24 protein-coding genes are annotated in these 24,663 nt (G+C 37.1%); 4 read left to right on the top strand and 20 right to left on the bottom strand.

All coding sequences use genetic code 11. The features are described from left to right. Positions 1–62: 62 nt before the first annotated feature. The 19 genes from OOZ15_RS09995 to OOZ15_RS09905 all read right to left on the bottom strand — a co-directional run bounded on the left by OOZ15_RS09995 (position 63) and on the right by OOZ15_RS09905 (position 16,710). Entirely contained in the window at positions 63–632 is a 570-nt protein-coding gene (locus tag OOZ15_RS09995) for a Crp/Fnr family transcriptional regulator (protein ID WP_265956259.1), read from the bottom strand. A gap of 5 nt (positions 633–637) precedes the next feature. Beyond that, the gene (locus OOZ15_RS09990) at positions 638–1,531 is read right to left on the bottom strand and encodes a sugar phosphate isomerase/epimerase family protein (RefSeq protein ID WP_265956258.1); all 894 of its coding nucleotides are present in this window, start codon (positions 1,529–1,531) and stop codon (positions 638–640) included. Between the two features lie 63 nt (positions 1,532–1,594). Further along, the gene (locus tag OOZ15_RS09985; RefSeq protein ID WP_265956257.1) at positions 1,595–2,041 is read right to left on the bottom strand and encodes a cytochrome c oxidase assembly factor Coa1 family protein; all 447 of its coding nucleotides are present in this window, start codon (positions 2,039–2,041) and stop codon (positions 1,595–1,597) included. 187 nt (positions 2,042–2,228) lie between these two features. After that, positions 2,229–2,837, bottom strand: coding sequence for an SLATT domain-containing protein (locus tag OOZ15_RS09980; protein ID WP_265956256.1), 609 nt, complete (start codon positions 2,835–2,837; stop codon positions 2,229–2,231). Positions 2,838–2,970: 133 nt separating this feature from the next. Next, positions 2,971–4,344, bottom strand: coding sequence for a reverse transcriptase domain-containing protein (locus OOZ15_RS09975; RefSeq protein ID WP_265956255.1), 1,374 nt, complete (start codon positions 4,342–4,344; stop codon positions 2,971–2,973). 357 nt (positions 4,345–4,701) lie between these two features. Further along, entirely contained in the window at positions 4,702–5,244 is a 543-nt protein-coding gene (locus OOZ15_RS09970; protein ID WP_265956254.1) for a DUF4377 domain-containing protein, read from the bottom strand. 131 nt (positions 5,245–5,375) lie between these two features. Further along, positions 5,376–5,876 (bottom strand): SRPBCC family protein, encoded by a 501-nt coding sequence (locus tag OOZ15_RS09965; RefSeq protein WP_265956253.1) that lies wholly within the window; start codon positions 5,874–5,876, stop codon positions 5,376–5,378. Beyond that, positions 5,873–6,193: an ArsR/SmtB family transcription factor gene (locus OOZ15_RS09960; RefSeq protein ID WP_265956252.1), complete on the bottom strand. Its 321-nt coding sequence runs from the start codon at positions 6,191–6,193 to the stop codon at positions 5,873–5,875. The genes OOZ15_RS09965 and OOZ15_RS09960 overlap by 4 nt, the downstream gene beginning before the upstream one ends. Before the next feature lie 638 nt (positions 6,194–6,831). Further along, the gene (locus OOZ15_RS09955) at positions 6,832–7,074 is read right to left on the bottom strand and encodes a hypothetical protein (RefSeq protein ID WP_265956251.1); all 243 of its coding nucleotides are present in this window, start codon (positions 7,072–7,074) and stop codon (positions 6,832–6,834) included. A gap of 90 nt (positions 7,075–7,164) precedes the next feature. Beyond that, the gene (locus OOZ15_RS09950) at positions 7,165–7,671 is read right to left on the bottom strand and encodes a hypothetical protein (protein WP_265956250.1); all 507 of its coding nucleotides are present in this window, start codon (positions 7,669–7,671) and stop codon (positions 7,165–7,167) included. Between the two features lie 83 nt (positions 7,672–7,754). Further along, complete coding sequence (locus OOZ15_RS09945) at positions 7,755–8,768, bottom strand: AraC family transcriptional regulator (RefSeq protein WP_265956249.1); 1,014 nt, start codon at positions 8,766–8,768, stop codon at positions 7,755–7,757. A gap of 428 nt (positions 8,769–9,196) precedes the next feature. Beyond that, positions 9,197–9,325: a hypothetical protein gene (locus OOZ15_RS09940; protein WP_265956248.1), complete on the bottom strand. Its 129-nt coding sequence runs from the start codon at positions 9,323–9,325 to the stop codon at positions 9,197–9,199. A gap of 3 nt (positions 9,326–9,328) precedes the next feature. Next, positions 9,329–9,961 (bottom strand): NAD(P)-dependent oxidoreductase, encoded by a 633-nt coding sequence (locus OOZ15_RS09935; RefSeq protein ID WP_265956247.1) that lies wholly within the window; start codon positions 9,959–9,961, stop codon positions 9,329–9,331. 238 nt (positions 9,962–10,199) lie between these two features. Continuing rightward, complete coding sequence (locus OOZ15_RS09930) at positions 10,200–10,523, bottom strand: ArsR/SmtB family transcription factor (protein WP_265956246.1); 324 nt, start codon at positions 10,521–10,523, stop codon at positions 10,200–10,202. Between the two features lie 3 nt (positions 10,524–10,526). Further along, positions 10,527–11,288 (bottom strand): NADPH-dependent F420 reductase, encoded by a 762-nt coding sequence (locus OOZ15_RS09925; protein ID WP_265956245.1) that lies wholly within the window; start codon positions 11,286–11,288, stop codon positions 10,527–10,529. A gap of 14 nt (positions 11,289–11,302) precedes the next feature. Next, positions 11,303–11,728, bottom strand: coding sequence for an SRPBCC family protein (locus tag OOZ15_RS09920; RefSeq protein WP_265956244.1), 426 nt, complete (start codon positions 11,726–11,728; stop codon positions 11,303–11,305). A 462-nt stretch (positions 11,729–12,190) separates the two neighbouring features. After that, positions 12,191–13,843, bottom strand: a complete 1,653-nt coding sequence (locus tag OOZ15_RS09915) for a sodium:solute symporter (RefSeq protein ID WP_265956243.1) — start codon at positions 13,841–13,843, stop codon at positions 12,191–12,193. Between the two features lie 46 nt (positions 13,844–13,889). Continuing rightward, complete coding sequence (xylA, locus tag OOZ15_RS09910; protein ID WP_265956242.1) at positions 13,890–15,215, bottom strand: xylose isomerase; 1,326 nt, start codon at positions 15,213–15,215, stop codon at positions 13,890–13,892. 7 nt (positions 15,216–15,222) lie between these two features. Continuing rightward, positions 15,223–16,710, bottom strand: coding sequence for a xylulokinase (locus tag OOZ15_RS09905; protein ID WP_265956241.1), 1,488 nt, complete (start codon positions 16,708–16,710; stop codon positions 15,223–15,225). Positions 16,711–16,990: 280 nt separating this feature from the next. On the opposite strand from OOZ15_RS09905, the gene OOZ15_RS09900 reads away from it, so the two are divergent. Further along, a complete protein-coding gene (locus tag OOZ15_RS09900; RefSeq protein ID WP_265956240.1) occupies positions 16,991–18,025 on the top strand; it encodes a LacI family DNA-binding transcriptional regulator in 1,035 nt (344 codons plus the stop codon). A gap of 1 nt (position 18,026) precedes the next feature. Here OOZ15_RS09900 and OOZ15_RS09895 read toward each other — a convergent pair whose 3' ends face one another. Next, on the bottom strand, positions 18,027–20,282 hold the full coding sequence (locus tag OOZ15_RS09895; protein WP_265956239.1) for a glycoside hydrolase family 3 C-terminal domain-containing protein: 2,256 nt from the start codon (positions 20,280–20,282) through the stop codon (positions 18,027–18,029). A gap of 170 nt (positions 20,283–20,452) precedes the next feature. Between OOZ15_RS09895 and OOZ15_RS09890 the strand changes: the two genes are divergently transcribed. Genes OOZ15_RS09890 through uxuA form a run of 3 tightly spaced genes read left to right on the top strand, consistent with a single transcriptional unit; the run spans position 20,453 to position 24,647 of the window. Continuing rightward, positions 20,453–22,609: an alpha-glucuronidase family glycosyl hydrolase gene (locus OOZ15_RS09890; RefSeq protein ID WP_265956238.1), complete on the top strand. Its 2,157-nt coding sequence runs from the start codon at positions 20,453–20,455 to the stop codon at positions 22,607–22,609. A 16-nt stretch (positions 22,610–22,625) separates the two neighbouring features. Next, positions 22,626–23,366, top strand: coding sequence for an SDR family NAD(P)-dependent oxidoreductase (locus OOZ15_RS09885; protein ID WP_265956237.1), 741 nt, complete (start codon positions 22,626–22,628; stop codon positions 23,364–23,366). Between the two features lie 60 nt (positions 23,367–23,426). Continuing rightward, positions 23,427–24,647, top strand: coding sequence for a mannonate dehydratase (gene uxuA / locus OOZ15_RS09880; RefSeq protein ID WP_265956236.1), 1,221 nt, complete (start codon positions 23,427–23,429; stop codon positions 24,645–24,647). The last annotated feature ends 16 nt before the right edge of the window (positions 24,648–24,663 follow it).

Here is a 24,663-nt window from a genome sequence, read left to right as displayed (position 1 = left end):
TTAATTTGAAAAGCAAAAGTCATAAAAACGGTAATCAAAAAAATTGATCTAGTTCAATAAACCTATTTTTTCCTTATACGACTAATAAATTCGGGGGAAACACCCAAATAGGAGGCTATTAAATATTGCGGAACTTTTTCTGCTATTTTCGGATATGTCTCCAAAAAATCAAAATAACGTTGCTCTGCATTATATACATTGTTCAAGATGATTCTTCTTTGTAAACTGCCAAGATAGTTCTCTAGAATAATCCTAAAAAAACGTTCAAGTTTTGGAATTCTATTTAGCATCTCCTGAAATGAGTTAAAGTGGATTTGCAATAATTTGGTGTCTTCAATCGCCTGGATATTATAAATTGAAGGGCTTTGTTTTTGAAAACTCTCCATATCTGTTGCCCACCAATCATCAATGGCAAAATATAAAATTTCTTCTTTGCCCTTAATGGGATTTATATAGAAAGCTTTTAAAGTTCCGTATATAACAAAGTTATCGGTTCGACAAACTTCTCCATTTCTCAATAGGTAATCCCCTTTCTCCAATTTTTTTTCTGTCCAAAAAGTTTCAAATAAACTTTTCTCTTCAGGGGTTAGTTTGATATAATTTGATATGTTATTTAACAGTTGTGGGTGCATTCAAATCAAATATATTGTTGTAAATGCTTTTTAAAATAAGCTGCACTATCGGCCACACTCTGCATGGGGTTGTGTGTAAAATTACCACCCTGTTCCAAATAATAGAATTCGAGTCCGGATGCCTTCGGGTCGGGAAGTATTTCGGTATAGTCAATAGCACCATTGCCCAGCTCGGTATAATCCTCTGTTACTTTATCCATATCCTTGATGTGCCACATCACATATCTCCCCGGTTGTTTGCTGATCAATTCCTTGGGCGTGTATTTAGAAGAACGCATGACCCAATACATATCCATTTGAAGTTTCACCAGTGAAGGGTCTGTTTCGTTTAATATAACATCAAAACCATTTTCGCCATTGTGGTCTTCAAATTCAAAACCGTGATTGTGATAGGCAAATCCAAGACCTGCATCCGTAACCTGCTCCCCTATCACATTCAGTTTTTTGGACATCAATTTAAAATTATCCATTGTTCGTTGTTCCGGGGCTATCCATGGCCAGGTGATATATTTCATATCCAAAGCACGGGCTCCTTTTATACATTGATCCACAAACCGTTTTAAATCCGATTCGGGTTTATTGAGATAGGAAGAAAACCCATAATGTCCACTGGAGGCTGTAAGTTCCAGGTCGTTCAGTATTTTTTTGAAATCAGAAGATGTATAACCGTAAAAAGTTCCTTTTTCGGCATCAAACCCAAAGGTCTCAAAATCTTCATACCCCATAGCCTTTACCGCTTTTAAAGTTGCGATGGGATCGTTGTTCATATCTTCATTAACGGTGTACAATTGCAGGCCCATTTTATATTGAGGTGCATTGGCATTTGAAAAACACGATATGGGCAACAAGGCTGCCGACCCAAGGATTGCTGTTTTTCCTATAAAAGTTCTTCGGTTCATTTGTTTGGATTTATTTAAATATTTGGTTGGTGTTTTTTGTAGGGGGTGTTGTTTCCCACCGTTTTATTCCGCTGTGATTATTTCAATCGTCTGTTTTTTTTCGGGTGGGTTTTTAATTCGGATGTTGATTTTTTTATAATTCCATTTGTTATTTTCCCAGTCAGCAGAGATATCCATTCGGGCTTTCCCTTTTGTTCCTTTTATCCGAATTGTAGAGTTTACGGTTTGATTATTATTTGAGTAATTCACTTCGCCTTCCAAAATCGTAAGCTTGTCAACTGGTGCTATTTCTCCGAGTAGTTCGGTTGCTTTTTGGTCAGATCTCACCTTTTCCAGCGCATTTTCATAAAGTTCGGTATCCGCATAAGCTTGAGCCAAATCAGTTGTAATTCCGCCCATTCCTGAAGAGAAGAAAATTATAACTGTAATTAAAATTATTGCACAAACTGGCGTAAACCATTTCCAGTTCCGTTTCCACCAACTTTTTTGTTCAATGAGTTCGTTATTCATTTTTAAATTTTTATCGTTTGACGGATTTTATGAATGGTGGGCAATTTATTTATATACTCAATATAATACCATTTATGCCCGCTGCCGCACGATTGTGTGGCATTTCAAATTTAACTAATAAGTCTTAAAAAGTGGCTATGGGTGTCAATGTTTTACAATTTATGGGCTTATGCTACGGTTACCGTTGTTAGGCACTGGGTTTTATGAAAATAAAATATAATGCAATTGGAATTAAAATAAATATGACATAACGACCTAAGGTGTCAAATTGATAACGTAAGAATATCCAGAATTGGAATAAATACGGATAAGTTATATTTGAATATTCTTTTATATTATTTTTTTGGAAAACATAATAATCAAGAGGTGTGTGGTTTATATCATATTTTCTTAAAATCGAATTATACTGGTTAGTTATTTCCTCTAAATCTTCTTTTCTTACTTTTTCCGAGTCAGCCTTTAAAAGACATAATTTATCATAAACAATAGTTATTTCCCTTCCGCAATCATGAAACCGATGAGAAAGATGCTTATAACTCATATTATTCAAAATGATAGAAATTACAATTACTAAAATTGAAAGACTAATAGTTGATAAAGTTATATTTATCTCTGAAAGTATTGGAGGTCTATTAGGAACGAAGACTAATAAGTTTATGCAAATAATATAAATTGACACTAAACTGATGGTTATTGTTGACCATTTTTCATGTCTTTCATACCTCTTTGCAGCAATAAATCTACTTCCTTTAGTTTCCCATAATTTTTTATACCAGCGATTTAATTCGTTCTCCATAATTGAGTAATAAGGGGCTACTTAAAAGAACAATAGGACAATTTTTCCTTTCGGAAATCTAAACACATTTCTGTGATAATTGTACAAATACTTGAGAATCTCAAGTCCCACAAAGTGGAAGTAGCCCCGGTTTTTAATATTTATAACCTAAATCTTTTTCTAGTTTATTGATAGTCTTTTTTGTGAATCTCTCGAAGAAATCGTCAATTTCGTCATTTGTATAAGGTATCTCAGATCCTATTTCACCTCGAAAAACTAAAAATTCCCTTTTCTTCCTAACTGTATCTATTTCATCATAATTTGCAAGATAATTTTTATTGCTATCAAATCTAATTACATGATAACTTCTTACTAATTTTTTCAGATTTTTTGGTGGTTTATTATCAAAAACTTTTAAAGCTTTAAAAAAACTATCTATAATTTTATCTAGTTTAAATAATAAAGATTTATCATTCATCTCAGCAAAATAAAATAACCATCCGTATTTTTTATTTTTTGATATAATTCCAGTAATCATTTCATTTAGTTCTTCTAAGAAAACCTCTTTAAATCTTTCTTTATCATCTTTAAGCCATTTTGGCCTATCATGCTTATTTGATAATCCATTTTTAAGCCAAGTAAATTTTCCCGCAATTCTTCTTATAAAAAGCTGAACATTCTTCTCTGCAATTGAAATTTTTTTATCTGAAATAGAATAGCTAAGGAAAATAAAACCATCTGAAACTTTACCAAATTCAGTTTTTGAATTATTGAGTTCCAAATTTATTTTTTTAATCTCTTTTTCTACGTTTTTAAAACGGTATTTTGAGATGGGATCATCATTTAATATCAATATATCATCTACGTATCTAGAATAAAAATATTTTCTCTTATTTAGAATTTCATCTATTTCCTCCATGTAGATTTGCGCCAAAATATTTGAGATTGATAGACCTTGTGGAACTCCTTTTTTTGTTTCAAAGTGATGATATTTTGATTTTTTAGTGTTTTGTGGTACTGTTGGTGTTTCAATGGCATTTTTTATTAACCTCAAAACAAAATTATCCACACCTTTATCTTTTAGTTTCTGAAGAAGTAATTCTCTATTTATGGTGTCGTAATACTTAGTTATATCAATTTTGAGAAAGTATTTTTTCTTTCCATTTATAGAGAAATATTTCTTTATATCACGTATGAATGAATTTGGTAATTTCTTATTTATACTGTCTGGAAATAAGTCATGCAGATATTCTTTGACAGCGAATAATATTATTCTATCTCTAACGGTAGGAATTGAAATAATTCTTGGATGTTTATTTCTGCCCTTTAATTTTAGAACTTCAACGTAAGGGCTGAAGGTATATGTTTCATCATAAATTTTTCTTTCAGTAGCATTCAATAATTCTTTTTTCCGATTTTGAAAACCAATCGCGTTTAATTTATCTATGCCTTTGGTCTTTGTTGTATCAAAATTCTCTTTAAATAATTCTTCAAGATTCTCTTTTTTAAATATTTCTTTTTTACTCATATTCTTATTTAAAACCTTGTTTATGAATTATTTACACCCAAATATAATACCGCATATCCCCTAAAAAACCAGTTGGATATACACAATAGTACATATTTCTTATCAAATATAATCCTTTTTCCTTTTAGGTATAATCAAGCTGTTTTTAGCCCAAAAGGTATCTCTTAAGCTTTTCAAAAACAATACCCTTTCCAATATTACATGTCTAACACATAAATATTAACCGTTTTAACGGTTTGACTTCCAAAATTATCTCCAACAAAAAAGCCCCAAACAAGGTTTGAGGCTTTTACACATATAAGAATTTTATTCAAATCATCCGGTAAAATAGGATAGCAATCACAAGCAATAGTTTTTTTATTCCAGTTCAACCAACTGTATTTCATTATTAGGAAGCCGTTTAAAAGTTCCAACGACAAAATCCTGGTTCTGTACCGTTGCATCTAGCTCATCACATAGCGTGTTGCAATCTATCTCAATTTGGCTTAGTAGTTCGTAACCAGAGTTTGTAGTAACAAAACTTTGCCCGTTTATCTTTAAATCTATATCAAATAGAGTTTCATTATCCACTTCTTGAATTGATTTGACCTCTAATAGGGTATACTTAAATGAACTACCATCTGCAGGAGGATTGCTGATTTGTTCAACCCTAACAGAAAGATTATAAATTTTTCCGGGAACATAATCAAAACCCTCAATATTTGTGTAAAACCTGTTCCATTTATTTGTCCCGACAGCATCGTCCTTTTGTACAAGTAATGTCAACACAGGACCTACAGCTATACCTGTATTTTGATAATGATTAATTCGCATATCAATAACTTGTGACCCACTTTCGTCATCATTAGAACAAGAAAGTAAAATCCCGATAGTTATTAAAAGTAGAATTTGTTTTTTCATGATTTTTGGTTTTATCATTTAAAAAGTAGATGCATAATTCATAACGTGGTTGCGTCAAATTGTTGCTAACCCGTTTATATTGAGTTTTTTTACCTGTAATTTAGTTTTGATATTTGTTTTGAAAACGTAAATCATTTTTGTGATAAAGTTGTCAATAGATTTTCCAAATGGTTTAACGTCATAGTAAATCCTTCTTTAAAGCCCATTTCAATCATCTTTTCCATCCGAACGAGAGAGTCATTTTTAATAGTAATACTCACTTTTGTCATTCCGTTTTGTTCGTTGAAATTCAAATCCCAATTGGAACCTGGCAAATCAGGATTTCCATCTTTGTCTGCGAAAGCATTTAACATTTTGAAATTGGTTTTTGGACTAATGGAAGAATATTGCTGAATAGACCAATGTTCTTGTCCTTCCGGACCTACCATAGCATAAAATCTTCGCCCACCAATTTTGAAATCCATATATTTTGTTACAGACTTCCACGGTTGTGGTGCCCACCATTGGTCAAGAATTTCCTGTTTTGTAAATGCATCCCAAACTAATGGAAGTTCTGCCGCAAATTCCTTCTCTACGAATACCGTTTTAGTTGCTTTGTCAACGGTAAAGTTAAATTGCAAATTGTTTTTCATTTTTTCTTATTTTTAATTGTTAATAATACTTCATCAAGTTGATCAAATCGAGTCTCCCAAATTTTTCTGTATTGCTCAAGCCATTCGTCAATTTCTTTCATCTTTTCGATTTTAAGCGAGTAATAAATTTCTCTGCCTTGTTGTTCCTGATTTACCAATTCACATTCTGTAAGGATACGAAGGTGTTTTGAAATAGATTGACGAGATGTTTTAAAATTTTCTGCAATTGCATTAGGCGTCATTGATTGCAATGCAATTAAAGCGATAATTGCTCGTCTTTTAGGGTCAGCGATCGCTTGAAAAATATCTCTTCTCATAATCTGCTATTTTAAGAAACCATTCGGTTGCAAATATATATGCAACTATTCAGTTTCGCAAATTTTTCATCAATTATTTTAAATTTTAGGAAAAATATCAGATTTTTTGAAGTCGGTAAGTATTTCTCAAATTGCTGCTAACTCGTTATATAAACACTAAAATACATTTTTATCCCTTCACATTTCGGGGTAACAACACTTTTTTATAGCCTTTTTCGGGTTTTGTTAAGGAAGAACACATCGGTTGTTTGGGCTTGGTTGCCCGATAGTTTATATTTTATGGGGATGGCTGTAGGTTGCGGGGTTTATAGTTAGTGCTTTTTATGGGAGGTGTTATTGCAACGTTATTTTTTGTTTTCTAATATTTTTAAAAGTTTTTAGGGTTCTGTCTATTGTCCCAAAAAGCAGTGATTATAATTTCTGTGTCAGTAACTTTATAGTAAATACTGAAATTACCTAATGAAGTTACTCTTATGTCTTTAAAATCAGTTGCTTTGTAAATTAAAGCTTATCTGCAATTTGTTTTGTTCTTTCCGTAACCAGTTTTACAAGTTTCTTTGAGTATGTGTTGGATTTATTTCTCTTAACCCAATATTCCAAAATTCCCACGAACTGAATGTCTGCTGTTCGTGTCCATATTACATCGCGTTTAACCATTCCAGATTTCTTTTATCCATAGCCTCTTGAGAAATCAATTTGCCTTTTTTGATATCTTGTTCACTCATTTCCAATATTATTTTCTGCTCTTTAGTTAATTCGACTATTTCTGATTCAGAAGAACTCGAAGTAATTAGTTTGTCAAGGGCGACTAAAAAATCTTTATTTTTAATGGATAGTATTTTGTCAATCAATCCGTTTCGTATGTTATCTACTGTTGCCATTTTATCTAAATTTTGGCTCTAAATATCCGAAAAATTGCTCGTTTTTACTAATGTTGCACAACTCGCTATATAATTACTAAAAATACATTTTTATTTGATTTTTACATGAGTTTCGTTAAGCCCTTTTTCTTTTAAATAATCTTTCAAATCTTTGGCCTCACCCACATTTGCATGATGAAGTAATGTAAAACCATGTGGCCCTTTAGCAAAAACTAATTCGGGATAAGCCTCCAAAGTTGGTATTACCAAGTCGGTTTTCCCCAGCATTGTCAATACAAATAAGTTAACTCGAGCTCCTTGAGAAATCAAATAATTAGCAATTTCCTTATTGCCTAAATGACCTGCCCCTTCAATAGCCTCTTCAAAATCTGAATTTCCCCAATCATATCGAGCATAAATTAAGTTTGGGTATTCTTGAAGCATCTCTTTCACAAGAGTTAAGTTTTTGTGTCCTGCTACTACAAATTCTTTGACTAATTTTAAATCAAGAGGTTCTGGTTCTTGAAGAGCTTGAGCAAATGATAAAGCTGGTGAAACAGCAGCTCCTACTAATACGATTCCTCCTAATGAGTTTTTAATAAATGTTTTTCTATTCATGATATTAGTTTTAATTATAAAAGCTAATATCAATGTTTTAAAGCTGATATTCTTTAAGAAACATGTTTCTTAATATGAAAAACTTAATTTGAAATGTTTTCTTTTTGATATGCAGATGGAGTCAGTCCAGTAATCTTCTTAAAAGCAATATTAAACGCTGTGACAGTGCCAAAGCCTGAATCATAGGCCACGGTAGCCATTTTTTCATCTTTACTTTCCAAATCAACCAATAGTGCTTTAGCTCTTTCTATTCTATGTTTATTTACAAATTCTCTAAAATTTTGTTGGGCATTTTGGTTTATAGATTGAGAAACTTCTTTTGAACTTTTTGATAGTTTTTCTGACAAGGTATTTAACGAAATAGTTGGATCTAAAAAGAGATTTTCGTTTTCAAATAATTTTTTAATCTTTTTAAACAATGCTATGGAGTTCTCTGTATCTAGACCTGAATTTTCATATTTCTCTATATTAAAATTATCACGGTTTAGAAAAAGGTATGTAAAGGCGTAAATCAGGAATGAATAAAAAATAGGTCCCCAGATATAATGCAGTTTTAAATTTAAAAAATTACCTAGATAGTATATCCATATTAATGTTACTCCAATTAAAATATTTCTATACCATTTTGACTTTTTTAAAGTAGTTTTTGAGTTACTTCTTATTAAAGTAAACCAAGAGACGATAAGGTAAATAGCTAAATGAAAAACTACTAGCCCGTAATTCCAAAAAGTCTCAAAATCACCATTGCTGGGTATGAAGGTTAGCATTAAAGCAAAAAGGGTAAATGGTAATAAATGCAGATAATAACTTTTAGATAAAGTTTTACTTCTTTGAAACAAGATAATCCCATAAAACCATAAAACCGGACCAACAATTAGGCTTCCTGAGATACCAATGTTCTTTTGCCAAGCTTCCAACGGAATGTAATAGCCAAGTATCGATTTCCCAATTCTTATTGTTAAACCCAATAAAATTAAACTCAAATAAATATTTAGTATCCTATTACCTTTTTTAAGGGTAAAAAGGTAAATGAAAAGGAAAAATCCCTGAAATAGCCCTAAAGTTGCAAGAACAAGTATGATATTTTTTGCTAACATTAATTTTAAATGAGAAGGCTGTTTTTAAATATGTTACAACTCGTTATATAAACACTAAAATACATTTTCACCTCATAAAGTTGCGGGATAAAAACATGTTTCCCTTTCAAATATAAGCTTTTTCATTTAGGTGCATTCAAGAAGTTTTTAGGTGAAAAGGTGTCCTGTTTAACTTAAGCTTTTCAAAAAATAAATGTCCTTTCTACTAAAAATGGTTAAAACCATTACGTCCCGAACACTATCCCAACAAAAAAAGGGGGCTAAAAAGTAATTCAAACTAGATATTGTCAGGTTGAGTATTGCTTGAAATAAAATATATTTTTATTGAAAGCACATGGTGCAGCCATCGAAACCTATTGATTTTCATAGGCTATATAGTTCTCGACTGCGCTCGAACTGACAAGAAAAAAGCTTTTTAGCCCCCTCTTTTATGTATAAAATTTATTCAAATCATCATCCTGTAAATAGGATAGGATGGCGATCACAATAATCACAAGCAGTACCGAAAGCACAACATCGATGGTTGAGTAGCTTCCTTTGGTCGCTGCTTTGTACATTTTTCAATTTATTATCCCAGGTGCCTTCCTTAAATAAGTATTGTCATCAAGCTGATTTAACATAAAATGAGCAACACTTGCTCTTGAGATCATTTTAGTAAGGATATAATTACCGACAGAGAGCCCATGTTTGTAATTTGTCCTTTTTTTTCCATTAGTTAGTTGTCCTGGTCTAATTATTGTCCAATCCAGATCGCTATTCATTATTAATTTTTCTTGTCTAGATTTATCTAAAAAGTAAAATAAAAGTATAAATGGTATCGTAAAAAGGGTATAATACAATCCAAGTTTAAATCTACTGTCATTCACCCCAAGGGATGTAATGCAAATAAACCGTTTAACGTTATGCTTATTCATTGTATTTATTATATTTCTGGTTCCTTTCGATAAGATTCTTGTCGGAATTAAAAACCTTTTATGCCCAAGTGCAGATAAAACAGCGTCTTGCTCATGAACGTTCTGTTGGAAACTATCGGGTTTCAATACATTTCCTTTTATTATTTTTAGATTAGGGTTATTTAGTTTGAATTTATCAGGATTGCGAACTAATGCAGTTATTGAATGCCCATGTTCAAGCCCCTGCTTAATTAATTCTCTTCCTGTTTTTCCTGTCCCCCTAACTATAAAGATTTTCATTAATTTTTACTTTTAATTCATTGAATTTCGAACTCTTGATCCAACATTAGTCATGTGATATTGGGATTTAAAATTGTAGCTAACGACAGTCTGATGGTCAAGTATAAGCGCAGTGCGGGTTTTGGAGCAATTCACTGTCCGCCCACCGCAAAGTTTATTCAGAGCAAAAATGCTCAATTTTAGCCGCTCAGCCCGCATTATGCTTATACAATGTTCTGCGTTCGTTTTTGCAATCAACTCAGGATTTTGTTTCATTTTTCAAAATTGTTTCCAATTTTTTCAGTCTGTTGTTCCAAAACTTGTCGAAGTGATTTATCCATTCTTTGATTTCGTTAAATCCATCCCGATTTAAAATACAATAGTGTTCCCTGCCAATTATTTGAATGGAAACAAAACCTGCGGTCTGCAAAATTTTGATGTGCTTTGAAACGGCAGGTCGGCTCATTTCAAAATTTTCTGAAATGCTATTGATGTTGTAACTGTCTTTGGTAAGCATCTGTAAAATTTGCCGCCTGCTTGGGTCTGCAATTACTTGGAATGCATCAAGATTGGGTATTGCCATAACTTAATTATTTAGTGCCGTTTTGTAAACAATACGGTTATTGGTAACGCAGTCTTTATACCAACTTAACCAATTTGATAGATCTTGCTTTAATATAAATTGCAAAGCAATTTCACGTCTTTCTGCTAAGGTGTTTCTTTGTGCTTTGTCAAGATTATGTTTAAATGCTGCTTTATCTAAATCAGTACAATAAACCGGACTACCGGGTTGTTGTTTCCACGAATTCGATAAATCACCAATATCTATGCTGTCGAAACCGCTATCATTTACCAATGATGCAACTGTTTCTTTTGATTTTAAATTGTCGCCCGAAATAGGTAGCACAATTCTGTTCTTCGAACCTTTTGAAAGTCCTTCATTCAAAAGTGAACCTGCTAAAATACTGTTGTAAACTTTTATAACAGGACGAGAAAGATGATTTGAAACCCAAACGCTTTCAAGCATTCCATTTTCTACTTCGTCAATCTTGCCATCTCTGATAGGGTAGTAATTTGTCGTATCGACAATTATGGTGTCGGCAGCTATGCTTTGACCTAACTGTTTTGCTAAGCTTGGAATTTCATTGAAAGGAATTGAAATTATCAACACATTAATGTTCTTAACCACATCTGCTAAGGATACAGCTATAGCTCCTGTTTCGGTTTCAATTGCTTTTAACTTTTCTATTCCGCTTGCATTTGTCATTTTTATTTCGTGACCTGCTTTAACATATTGTCTGATTAAGGTAGAGCCAATTTGACCCGCACCGATTATTCCGATTTTCATATTCCGTTTACTTTTTAGGCGTTTATAAGTTCAAGCATTTGTTCGATTTTCTTAAGCCAACCATCTGTCATACCAATAAAAATGTCGGTATTGTTTTCTCCGAAGCCTGAATGTTTCAATTTCAACTTTGTTCCTTTTTTGTGTGGTTCTAATGTCCATTCACAAATAGTATCAAGTGTAAAAATCCCATTACCCGAACCGCCTTTCCAACTGTATGAAAGTTTTTGATAAGGTTCAATTTCGAGAACCTTACATTGAAAAACTCCATCTAAATCAAGTGCTGGCATTGGCTTGGTTGTAAGCTGAAACTCGTGTCCAATTTTAAGTTTAAAATTGTTTGGCATTAACCATAACGCAATAAGTTCCGCCTTTGTGAGGTACTTCCAAATTTCCCTGGGCGATTGCTCATAAATCCATTCGTGTTTAATTTCTTTTTGCATATTATGTAACTTTGAGGTTACAAATATATGTGTAACTTTAAAGTTACGCAAATTTTGTCGAATGATTTTTTTCTGAATGATTTTTCTGTCTGTGGAAGTTGTCTGTTGTCGGTTCTCAAATGACGCACAACTTGTTTATACCCCCAATATAATACCGCATCCCCCTAAAACCGGTTGGATATACACAATGGCATATATTCCTTTCAAATATAACCCTTTTCCTTTAGGTATATTCAAGGAGTTTTTAGGTGAAAAGGTGTTCCGGTTAGGTAAAAAGATTGGGGGGTTGGGGTTAAAATACCTGGGAAACACCCCTAAAGAGCTACGCTCGCAAATTTCGTGGCAAAATATATTTTGCCCCTCTGTTTGCCTCAAAGGGACAATTAATAGATCAATCTCCAACAAAAAAAGCCCCAAACAAAGTTTGAGGCTTATACATGTATTAAAATTTTATTCAAATTATCATCCGGTAAAATAGGATAGGATAGCGATCACAATAATCACAAGCAGTACCGAAAGCACAACATCGATGGTGTCGTAGCTTTTCTTGGTCGCTGCTTTGTCTTCTGCGGTCAAGGTACCGAAAGACAATCCCTTGATGCGGGCGTAATCCGGTTCGGCTGTTGCCAGACTTACGGACACACACAGAATCACCGAAAAGAGAAACATATAAATAGCCATGTGTGCAAAATTAATCGCTGCAAAGGCATATAGAATGCCACCGGCTTCCACTCCTGCCGAAAGTTGCGGTTGGTAGTAGATTTCTGATCCCAAACGCAATATCAACAACACCAATCCGGCCAATAAGGTCGTTATGGCTGCTTTTGAGTTGACACGTTTCCAGATGATACCAAGCAAGAAAACTGCAGTTACCGGAGGTGCTATATACGACTGTACGTTTTGCAAGTACTGATACATCACCCCACCTCCGATCTTGTCCATAATCGGAATCCAAATAATTCCGAGTACTACGATAAATCCCGTGGCAACTTTTCCGGTGTTCAATAATTGCTTTTCAGTCTTGTTGGGTTTTAATTTCTTATAAATATCTATCGTAAAGATGGTAGAGCAGGAGTTAAAGACAGAGGCCAACGAACTCATAAGCGCTGCCATCAATCCACCGGCTACCAATCCTTTTAATCCGACAGGTAAGAGGGTTTTCACCAACATTGGGAAGGCTCTGTCTGCTTTATCCACACTAAAAACCTCCGGCTGTTGAATGGTTAACGCAAATGCGATAATACCGGGAACAAGGAAGATCAAAATAGGCAACAGTTTTAAATAGGCTCCGAAAATGGCTCCGCGACGTCCTATTTTAATGTTATTGGCCGCCAAAGTACGCTGTACAATATATTGGTCTGTACACCAGTACCACACCCCTACTATGGTCCCTCCGAACAATAAACCTGTCCACGGGAAATCCGGATCGCTCATGGGGCGCCACATATTAAAGTGCTGAGGGCTTTCAGCAATAACGGTATCACGTAGTTGTCCCCAACCGCCTACTTCCTGCAATCCGAGGTAGGTAATGATCAACGACCCCAGGATAAGGATGATGGTCTGTAAGGTTTCGGTGTAGATCACGGCTTTCATCCCTCCAATAACTGTATAGATTCCGGTAAAGATGACAATACCTATGGCTCCATACCAAAACGGAATACCGAGTAATTCAGAAACTACAATTCCACCGGCATAAATCGTTACCGATACTTTTGTCAGCACATAAGCCACCAATGAGAAAACGGACAAAAACCAGCGTGAGCGGCTGTCGAAACGTTTTTCCAAAAACTCGGGCATGGTAAAGGCTCCACTTCTGATATAGAACGGCAAAAAGAGCCATCCCAGAAGCAGTACGATCCACGCATGCAGCTCATAATGTGCCATAGGCGTACCCGATTCAAAACCGGTTCCTGCGAGTCCCACAACGTGTTCGGACCCAATATTGGAGGCAAAAATGGATGCCCCGATTACGAACCAGCCCACATTACGTCCGGCTAAAAAATAATCTTCGGTGTTTTTGTTCTTTTGGAGTACTACCCATACAGCCACCGCTATGAGTGCCAACAGGTAAATTCCCAATACAACCCAGTCGGCGGATTCTAATACAGTTTTCATCTATTTAGTGTTTAAGTTAGTTTGCATTCTAGTTCAAATGATTAGTTTATATATACTGATTTATAATATTCTCAAACAATTCCTGCTTACCACTTTGCAGTTCGAGTTCGCCGTTTTCAGCAGCGATTTCATATAAATCTTTAAACTGAAGTTTTCCTTCTTCAAATGCTTTTCCTTTTCCTGAATCGAACGAACTGTAACGTTGTTTTCTCAATGCGTCGTATTTGGAATTTTTGATGATGGCATCAGCTGTAAGCAATGCACGGGCAAACACATCGGCGCCGCCAATATGGGCGTGGAAAAGATCGTCCATGTCGGTAGAATTCCTTCTGATTTTTGCATCGAAATTCACACCGCCGCCTTGTAAACCACCGGCTTTGATAAATACCAACATCGCTTCTGTGGTTTCATAAATATTGTTCGGGAACTGATCGGTATCCCAACCGTTTTGATAATCGCCACGGTTAGCATCTACACTCCCTAACATTCCGGCTCCGGCAGCAACTTCCAATTCGTGTTGGAAAGTGTGTTGTGCCAAGGTAGCATGGTTCACTTCAATATTGATTTTAAAATCGTCCTGAAGACCGTATTTGTGCAAGAAACCGATCGCCGTAGCAGAATCAAAATCGTATTGATGTTTCATCGGCTCCATAGGCTTGGGCTCAATAAAGAAATTCCCTTTAAATCCTTGACTGCGGGCATAATCGCGTGCCATACCGAGGAAACGCCCCATGTGATCGAGCTCGCGGTTCATATCGGTATTCAAGAGGGACATATAACCTTCTCGTCCACCCCAGAACACATAATTTTCACCTCCAAGGGCAATCGTTGCGTCCAAAGCCAGTTTTATTTGTCCGCCAGCTCTTGCCAATACGTTGAAATCCGGGTTGGTAGCAGCTCCGTTCATATAGCGTGGATTACTAAAGCAGTTGGCTGTTCCCCAAAGTAATTTTACACCGGAAGTCTTTTGTTTTTCTTTCAGTACGTCTACCATAGTAGCCAAACGCTTTTCTGATTCAGCAAAATTATCGGCTTCGTTCACCACATCTATATCATGGAAACAGTAGTAATCAAATCCTAATTTGGTGATAAACTCAAATGCCGCATCGGCTTTTGCTTTGGCTGCATCCAAGGCATCAGTTGGTTCATCCCAAGGAAAATTTTGGGTTCCGGGACCAAACGGGTCGGCACCGGTTCCGCAGAAGCTATGCCAATAGGCTACAGCAAACTTAAACCAGTCTTTCATTTTACGTCCGGCTACCATTTGCTCTGGGTTATAATATTTGAACGCCAATGGGTTATCGGACTCTTTTCCTTCATACTTTATTTCGCCGATTCCTTTAAAATACTCTTTGTTTCCGGTAATAATCATCTTTTTCTTAATTAAATCTATTTATGTATCTGGTTAATTCTTCTTTCCATGCCCCATAGGCTTCTTCATAAGCCTGTTTGTTTTGTTCTGGGGTATATGTTTGTTTTATTTCGTCTGTTGCTACAGCTTCATCAAAGGTTTTAAAAACCCCTAAAGCATAAGCCGATGCACGTGCAGCACCAACAGCTCCAGTGGTTTCCACTATATTGATGTCGCTTTTGGTCAGGGTTGAAATGGTTGATGAAAATATTTCTGAGCGGAATAGGTTATCGCCTCCTGCTTTGATAGACGTAACCTTTACATTGTCGTTTGCCAATATTTCCATCCCATAAACCATAGAAAAGGCTATACCTTCCAAAGCAGCCCTGAATATATGTCCTTTTCTGTGGATATTGAAATTCAAATTAGAGACCTGTGCTCCGTTACTTTTGTTTCCCAGCATACGCTCTGCACCATTCCCAAAAGGTAAAATCTTCAAACCTTCGGAACCTACAGGGACCTCTTCAGCAAATCCGTTCATTTTACCATACGACATGCCATCTGTCAACTGATTTCGAATCCAGCTGTATTGAATTCCGGCACCATTAATATTCAATAGTTTACCAATTCTCGGAGCTTTTGCCGTATGATTTACATGGGCAAAGCTGTTGATTCTCGTGCTTTCCTGTGTGCTTCCTTTGTCGGATATCGCATAAACAACTCCGGAAGTACCTCCGGTTGCGGCAATTTCCCCGGGATTAAAGACATTAAGGGACATGGCATTGTTAGGCTGATCACCTGCCCTGTAGCTAATCGGTATTCCTTCCGGGAGTCCGCTTGCTTTTGCGCCTTCACTGTTCACAGTTCCCTGTTCAGAAAAAGTAGGTTTTATTTCCGGGATCAATTCGGAATCAATTCCGGCCGACTCCAACAACCAATAGGCCGGGGCATCTGATTTAAAATCCCAAGTGATCCCTTCAGACAATCCCGATGGGGTGGTGACACAGTCCCCGCTTAATTTCATCGCGATATAATCTCCGGGAAGCATGTATTTGTATATCTTTTTATAAATCTCCGGTTCGTTATCCTTCACCCATTTCAATTTAGATAAAGTGAAATTTCCCGGGGAATTCAATAAAGTATCGATACTTCGTTCTTTATTTTTCAAAAACAATCCGTTTCCGGTTTCCACAGCTCTACTGTCGCACCAAATGATTGAAGGTCGCAACACATTCAAATCTTTATCGACCAACACCAAACCGTGCATTTGGTATGAAATTCCTATACTTTTTATTTCATTTGCGTTTATTTTTGAAAGCTGAAGAAGTTTTTGGGTTGCTTTACAAACATTCTCCCACCACATTTCAGGGTCTTGTTCACCCCAACCTATTTTTAAGGATGTAATGGGCATTTCTTTTTCCGGATATTGGGTTTTTGCTACTACTCGACCATCTTTTTGATCGATCAAAGCTGCTTTTATTGAAGAACTCCCAATATCATATCCTATACTAAACATATTTTTTTATTACTTTTGAGGTCTCAAATATAAATAACGGAATCGGTTGCATAAAATAATATCTAAAAATATTACATAAAAAAATGAAATCTTTAAATTTATCCAGCCAATTGATTTTCAAATTAACAGAAAGCCCTCAAATAAAAATTTCGCGCTATAATTCTGGTTTTTAAATGAAACTAGTTTGAAATTTAAAACAAAAAAACATAACAGGAAGTCTTATTTTACATTTTTATAAAGTAGAAAGACTTCTCATCACCACTCTGAACTAAAGATTAATATGAGTTTAAAAAAAGAGATCACTATTTATGATCTTGCCAGAGAGCTTAATTATTCACCCTCAACAATTTCCAGGGCCTTGAATGATCATAAAAGCATCAGCAAGAAAACGATCAAGAAGATCAAAGAAACTGCCCAAGAAATGGGATACAGGCCCAATACATTGGCAGCAGGATTGAGGAACAATAAAAGTAAGACCATTGGGATTTCCATATCCCGTATCAACAGGCCTTTTATGTCTTCGCTCATTAGCGGAATAGAAGAAGAAGCCCGAAAATCCGGATACAATGTGATTATCAGTCAGTCTCACGATAAATATGAAAATGAGGTCAACAATACCAAAGCTCTCTATGATAGTAGAATAAGCGGACTCATTGTCTCACTATCCATGGAAACCATAAAACTGGATCACTTCAAACAATTTATGAAACAAGGTATTCCGGTTGTATTTGTAGATAGGGCTCCTCACGGATTAAACTCATACAAGGTAGTTATCGATAATTATACCGCAGGATATAACGCCACCAAACACCTCATCGAACAAGGTTGCACCAGAATCGCGCATTTTGCAGGAGCACAACACAGAAACATTTATGAAGGACGTAAAAAAGGATATCTCGATGCGCTAAAGGAACATGAAATCGAGATCGACGACGAACTTATAATCCATTTTAAAACTTTAAGTTTTGAGGAAGGCGAAAAAGCAACAAAAAAGCTTCTCAAACTTCCTTCCCCTCCGGATGGTATTTTTTCTGCCAACGACACCGCTGCTGTCAGTGCAGTTATGACAGCTAAAAAACAAGGCGTGAAAATACCGGAAGAACTAGCCGTTATTGGCTTTAACGACGACCCCATCGCTTCTATCGTAGAGCCGTCGCTATCAACAGTATCGCATCCTGCCGAAAAAATGGGCCGGATCTCAGCAAAACGAATCCTGAACCATTCAGACAAAACGCATGATGAGGGTATTTCTGAAGTTACGGTATTGCACACCGATATTATTGTGCGCGATTCGTCCAACAGGAAAAAATCATAAATTACTGAAGAGTAACAACTGCTTCAGCTAATTTTGAAGCGCCCAATTCAAGACTTCGTTTCATCGGACTCGAACCGCCTAAATATATTTTAAACTCCCCTTTTTCCAAAACACGCTTTCCTTCATTGTTGACCAATTCCAACATTTCAGGAGTAATTTTAAAATTGACTTCTTCAGAATTCCCTGCTTGAAGATGAACACGCTGTGTTCCCTGTAATTGGAAATTAGGAATCCTTACCGAAGCTTCCAAATCACTAATATACAACTGAACCACTTCTTCTGCGTCATATCTCCCATCGTTTGTGACCTTAACTTTTACTGAAAGCTCCTCTCCTTCCGCTATTGTTTCTGATGACACATCCATCGTTCCATAACTGAAACTTGAATAGCTCAATCCGAAACCAAAAGGGTACATCGGGTCTTCATCCATATACTTATATGTTCTCCCTTCCATGCTGTAGTCATCATAAGCAGGTAATTGATCCAATGACTTCGGAAATGTGATCGGCAACCTACCCGACGGAGACATTTTCCCAAAAAGCACATCGGCAACGGCATTTCCTCCTTCTTCCCCGGGATACCACACAAAAAGCACGGCATCTGCAAGTTCGTGGACTTTTGCTAAATTCATCGGACTCCCTCCTGTAATGACAGCAATAATGGGGCGCTCCCCTGCTGTATTACGAAGTCTTTGTAAATAATCAATCTGATTTTTGGGGAGGTTATAATCCAACCGGTCTCCTGCTGTTGGTGATGCCAAGGACTCCCCTTCTTCTCCTTCCAACAGGCTTGAGATTCCCAAAACGGCTATGGTCGCATCACTGTTTCCTGCATTTCCACTTGCCCAATCCTGCGGATTCAAAGATTGTCTGTCTAACATTGTCCCTAAACGATATTGCAACTGACTGGCAGGACTTACCGCTTTGGTTACACCTTCCAAAATCGTAACCATCTCCGGGTTTACTCCGTAATAATTTCCTAATAAAATATCGACATTGGCGGCATTGGGTCCGGTTACAAAATATTTGGAAAGGTCGTTCTTCAAGGGTAAAACACCATTATTTTTGAGCATCACAATCCCTTTCTGCGCTACTTCCCTGGCCAAAGCCCTGTGTTCGTCACTATTGATCACATCTTTTGGTATATCGTCATACGGATTACTACCCTCAGGATCAAAAAGTCCTAATTTGAATCTTGTGCGAAGCAATATTCTTAATTGGTCATCCATTTCTTCTTCGGTTACAAGGCCTTTCTCCACTGCTTCCGGTAAAGCGCCATAAGAAGCTCCACAATTCAGGCTTACATTACTTTTTACAGCCATTGCAGCCGCTTCTGCTGCATTTGCTGCAACCCCGTGTCCGTTATCCTGGGAATAAAAATCCGCTATCGCCCAACAATCACTCAATACATGTCCGTCAAAGCCCCATTCATCTATCAACACCTCATCTATCAAATAAGAATTTGCACAACAAGGTTCTCCATTGGTACTGTTGTAGGCACACATCACCGCTTCCACATCAGCATCTACCAATGCCTTGAAAGCCGGAAGGTAGGTCTCCCACATATCTTTCATATTGGCCACGGCATTAAACTGGTGTCTCAATTTCTCCGGACCGCTATGCACCGCATAATGCTTTGCGCAAGCCGCCGCCTTTAAATATTTATCATTATCCCCTTGCAAGCCTCTTACAAAAGACGCTCCGATTATTGAAGTCAGATACGGATCTTCTCCGTATGTTTCTTGTCCGCGCCCCCATCTCGGATCGCGAAAGATATTCACATTAGGCGACCAAAAAGTGAGTCCGCCATATTGTTTATGATACCCTTTTTCCTTGGCAGCGTTATATTTTGCCCTAGCTTCGTCGGATATGGCTGATGCTACCCTGAAAGCCAAATCGCTATCGAAAGTAGCTCCAAGACCAATAGCTTGCGGAAACACCGTGGCCTTCCCAGATCGACCAACACCGTGCAAAGCCTCATTCCAATAACTATAAGGTGGAATACCAAGGCGATCGATAGCCGGTGTATTATGCATCATCTGAAGGGATTTCTCTTCTAAGGTCAATCTGGAAATTAAGTCTTCCACCCTTTCTTCTATGGATAAAGACGGATCGTAAAACGGAAAGTTGTATGAAGCTTCAGTACTTACTTCAGATTCCTCAACCGCTTCCGGACTTTCCGCTGTTTTTTTACAAGATGTAATTACAAAACCAAATAGGAGTAATAAAATAGCTTTGTTAAATAAGTTTTTTTTCATTGATATACAGTTTGGTTAGTTTATGAATTCGTTCTGTTTTAAAATAAAAACGCAATCGGTTGCATAAATATTTTGACAATATATATATTTTCATTTAATTTACCATTAATAAATGGCATATATTACCATATTTACATATCATACAATCGATTTCTTAAATAAAATTGTCAATGCACAAAAAAACAGCGTTTTTTACAACAATTCTCTTGCTCTGCGTAAGTCTATCGTTCGCAAACGGCTATGAACTGTGGCTTAAATATCGGAAAATACAAAATAAAACGCTACTAACTTCCTATAGAAACAGTATCCAATCGATCTATCACGAAACCGGAAGTGAGACCCTGGAAATTTCAAAAAAGGAATTAACACGCGGGCTATCAGCATTATTAGACACTGCTGTTCCTTTTGTCAATTCATCGTCGGAAGCACATACATTGGTCGTGGGAACGATTGATCATTTAGACGCTGAAATTCAAAATCAAATCGAAAAAAGTGTGTTAATCCTTAAAAAAGATGGTTTCCTGATCACTTCTCATGAAAATAACATTATAATCACTGCAAAAAGTGATCTGGGTGTGCTATACGGGACTTTTTATTTTCTCAGGCAATTACAAACACAACGGTCTATTGAGGATATCCATCAGTTGGAAATTCCAAAAACCGATATCCGTATCCTAAATCATTGGGACAACCTCGACAGAAGTGTAGAGCGTGGTTATGCCGGAGCTTCCATATGGAAATGGCACAGACTTCCGGGCTATATCGATCAACGTTATATTGATTACGCAAGGGCAAACGCTTCTATCGGGATTAATGGGACGGTATTGACCAACGTAAATGCCAACGCCTTGGTCTTAACCCCACATTATATTGAAAAAGTAAAAGCTTTAGCTGATGTTTTCAGGCCTTACGGCATAAAAGTGTATCTCACAGCAAGATTCTCAGCTCCTATAGAAATTGGCGAACTTTCAACAGCTGATCCTTTAGATCCTGAAGTGCAACAATGGTGGAAGGATAAAGCAGACGAGATCTACAAGGCTATTCCCGATTTCGGTGGATTTTTGGTGAAAGCCAATTCTGAAGGACAACCCGGTCCGCAAAACTACGGAAGATCTCATGTTGATGGAGCCAATATGCTTGCTGAAACAGTAGCACCTCATAACGGAGTTGTGATGTGGCGTGCCTTTGTGTATTCTGAACATGATGCAACCGACAGGGCAAAACAAGCCTATAGCGAGTTTGTTCCTATGGATGGAAAGTTTAAAGACAATGTGTTGATACAGGTGAAAAACGGTCCCATCGATTTTCAACCCAGGGAACCTTTTCATCCTATGTTTGGTGCCATGCCCAAAACACCATTAATGATGGAATTTCAAATCACACAGGAATATCTCGGCTTTAGTACCCATTTGGTTTTCCTACCAAAACTTTATGAGGAAGTTTTAGATGCTGATACTTATCAACACGGAAAAGGGTCAACGGTGGCTAAAGTCATCGACGGTACCCTTGACGATAAAAAAATTACCGGAATGGCCGGAGTGGCCAATATTGGCAGTGACATCAATTGGACAGGACATCCTTTCGGACAAGCCAATTGGTACGGCTATGGAAGACTCGCTTGGGATCCGTATCTCAGTTCAGAAAAAATTGCAGAGGAATGGCTTCGTTTAACCTATTCCAACGATGAGGATTTTGTCACTCCTATGACCGATTTAATGATAAAATCACGGGAAGCCGTCGTCAACTATATGACACCTTTGGGCTTACATCACTTAATGGACACCGGACATCATTACGGGCCCGGACCTTGGGTAGGCAACCTTTCCAGACCCGAGTGGAATCCCACTTATTATCACAAAGCAGATGCTGAAGGGATTGGTTTTGATAGAACTCCAACAGGGAGTGATGCCACTTCACAATATGCTTCGGAAGTCGCAACAATGTTCAACGAACTGGAAACCTGTCCTGAAACATATTTGCTTTGGTTTCATCACCTTTCGTGGGATTATAAACTCAAGAACGGAAAAACACTTTGGGACAATTTGGGGTTGAAATATCAAGAAGGTGTGGATCAAGTCGAAGGCATGCAAGCCGCATGGCAAAAAATGAAACCTTTTATCACCTCAAACCAGTTTAAGGAGGTAAATATGTTATTGAAAATTCAGCTAAAAGAAGCCAAATGGTGGCGAGATGCTTCCATGCTATATTTCCAAACTTTTTCAAAAAGAGAATTTCCGAAAGAAATGGAAAAACCTACTAAAACACTGGATTATTATCAATCATTAAAATTTCCTTATGCGCCGGGAATAAGGCCACAATGGGATTAATTATATGTCATTAAAAATGAATCAAAAAACAGCTATTGTTACCGGAGGGAATGCCGGATTAGGATTTGCAACGTCAAAGAAATTGTGTGAAAACGGTATCAAAACCTATATTATTGGACGATCGGTGGAAAAAACCGAAGCGGCATGCAAGGAAATTGGAGAAAATGCTGTTCCTGTGATCTTCGACCTTACTAAAACCGATCAGGTTCCATCCATGGTCAAAAAAATTGCTTCAGAAGCCGGTCATATCGATATTCTTGTGAACAATGCGGGGATCAATATGAAAAAAGAATTCACCGAAGTAACCGATGAAGAATTCGCCTCTATTATTCACACCAATGTACAAAGCGTATTTTCTGTGAGCCGTGAAGTTTCAATAGTAATGAAAGAAAACGGTGGCGGAAGCATTATCAACATCAGTTCCATGGCTTCACAATATGGATTGCCAAAAGTAATTGCCTATTCAGCAAGTAAAGGTGCTATTGAAGCCATGACACGTGCTATGGCCGTCGATTTAGCACAATACGGTATACGTGTGAACTGTATCGCTCCCGGGTTTATCAAAACCAAAATGTCGTCCAAAGCCTTGAACAACGACCCGGAACGAAAAAAGAAGGTCTTGGGCAGAACTCCTATGGGTGTTTTGGGCAAACCGTCGAACATAGCAAATGCAGTGTACTTTTTAGCGCTCAACGAGGCTAGTTTTGTAACAGGAACTGTATTGCCTGTAGATGGCGGGAATAGTATTGGGTTTTGAAAAAAGCCCCTCCCCAAAGGAGAGGGGAAAAACCTATTTAGTGAGATTAAAACACAAACAATGAATCAAAATCAACATAAAAAAAATACAATAGTTCCCCCGCCAGCTGGCGGGGTTAGGAAGATTCACCAAACCATGCGATGGTACGGGCCTCATGATAAGGTTCAATTGGAGGATCTAAAACAATGTGGTATTACAGGAATTGTAACTGCATTACACCAGATTCCTGCGGGGGATATTTGGACGGTTGATGAAATCAAAAAACGGCAACAGCTGGTACGCGATGTAGGATTGGAATGGACGGTGATAGAAAGCTTGCCTGTGCATGAAGACATAAAACGGGGCGAAGGCAATTACAAGCAGTATATCGAAAACTATAAGATCAGTCTAAAGAACATTGCCCAATGCGGTATTGAAGTGATCACCTACAACTTTATGCCGGTATTGGATTGGGTCAGAACGCACCACAGTCACAAAAATCCCGATGGCACCCGTGCATTGTTGTACAATAAGACCGCTTTTATCTTTTTTGATGTGTTTCTACTGAAACGTCCAAATGCAGAACAGGATTACACCCAAGAAGAAGTTACTACAGCTAAGGAATATGGAGATTCGCTTTCAGAGGAAGATAAAAACACACTTTTCCGAAGCGTTTTACTCGGCCTTCCCGGAAGTACTGAAAATTTTACTGCCGAACAGGTATTGTCCTTGCTTGATGATTACAAACATATCGATGATGAAAAACTGAGAAAGAATCTGGTCTATTTCCTGTCGGAAGTGGCTCCGGTGGCTGAAAGGCTCGGGTTGAAACTAGCCATTCACCCAGACGATCCTCCTTTTTCTGTTTTAGGATTGCCAAGAGTGGTTTGCACCCAAGACGACCTGCGTCAGATATTTGATGCCGTACCCTTTCAAGCCAATGGTTTATGCTATTGTACCGGTTCGCTTGGAGCACAGCCCAACAATGATCTTTTAAGCATCATTGACGATTTTGAAGACCGTATCCATTTTCTTCATCTTCGGAATGTGGTAAGGGAAAACGAAAACATTTTCCGCGAAAGCGAACACCTGAATGGCGACAATCCTATGGAAGCTATTATGGAAAAATTGGTTAAATTAATGCAAAAACGGAATCTAAGCCTTCCAATGCGCCCCGACCACGGATTTTTACATTCTTTTGAAAAAACCGAACTCTACCCCGGATACTCGCTCATGGGAAGGATGAAAGGCCTGGCAGAGTTACGCGGACTTGAATTAGGGATACAATATGGATCAAAGTAAAGATGCAATATTTTGC

This window comes from Galbibacter kalidii (assembly GCF_026241135.1).
GTDB lineage: Bacteria > Bacteroidota > Bacteroidia > Flavobacteriales > Flavobacteriaceae > Galbibacter.
Note: the sequence above shows the minus strand (reverse complement) of the source record. Positions and strands in the feature narration are given on the sequence as shown.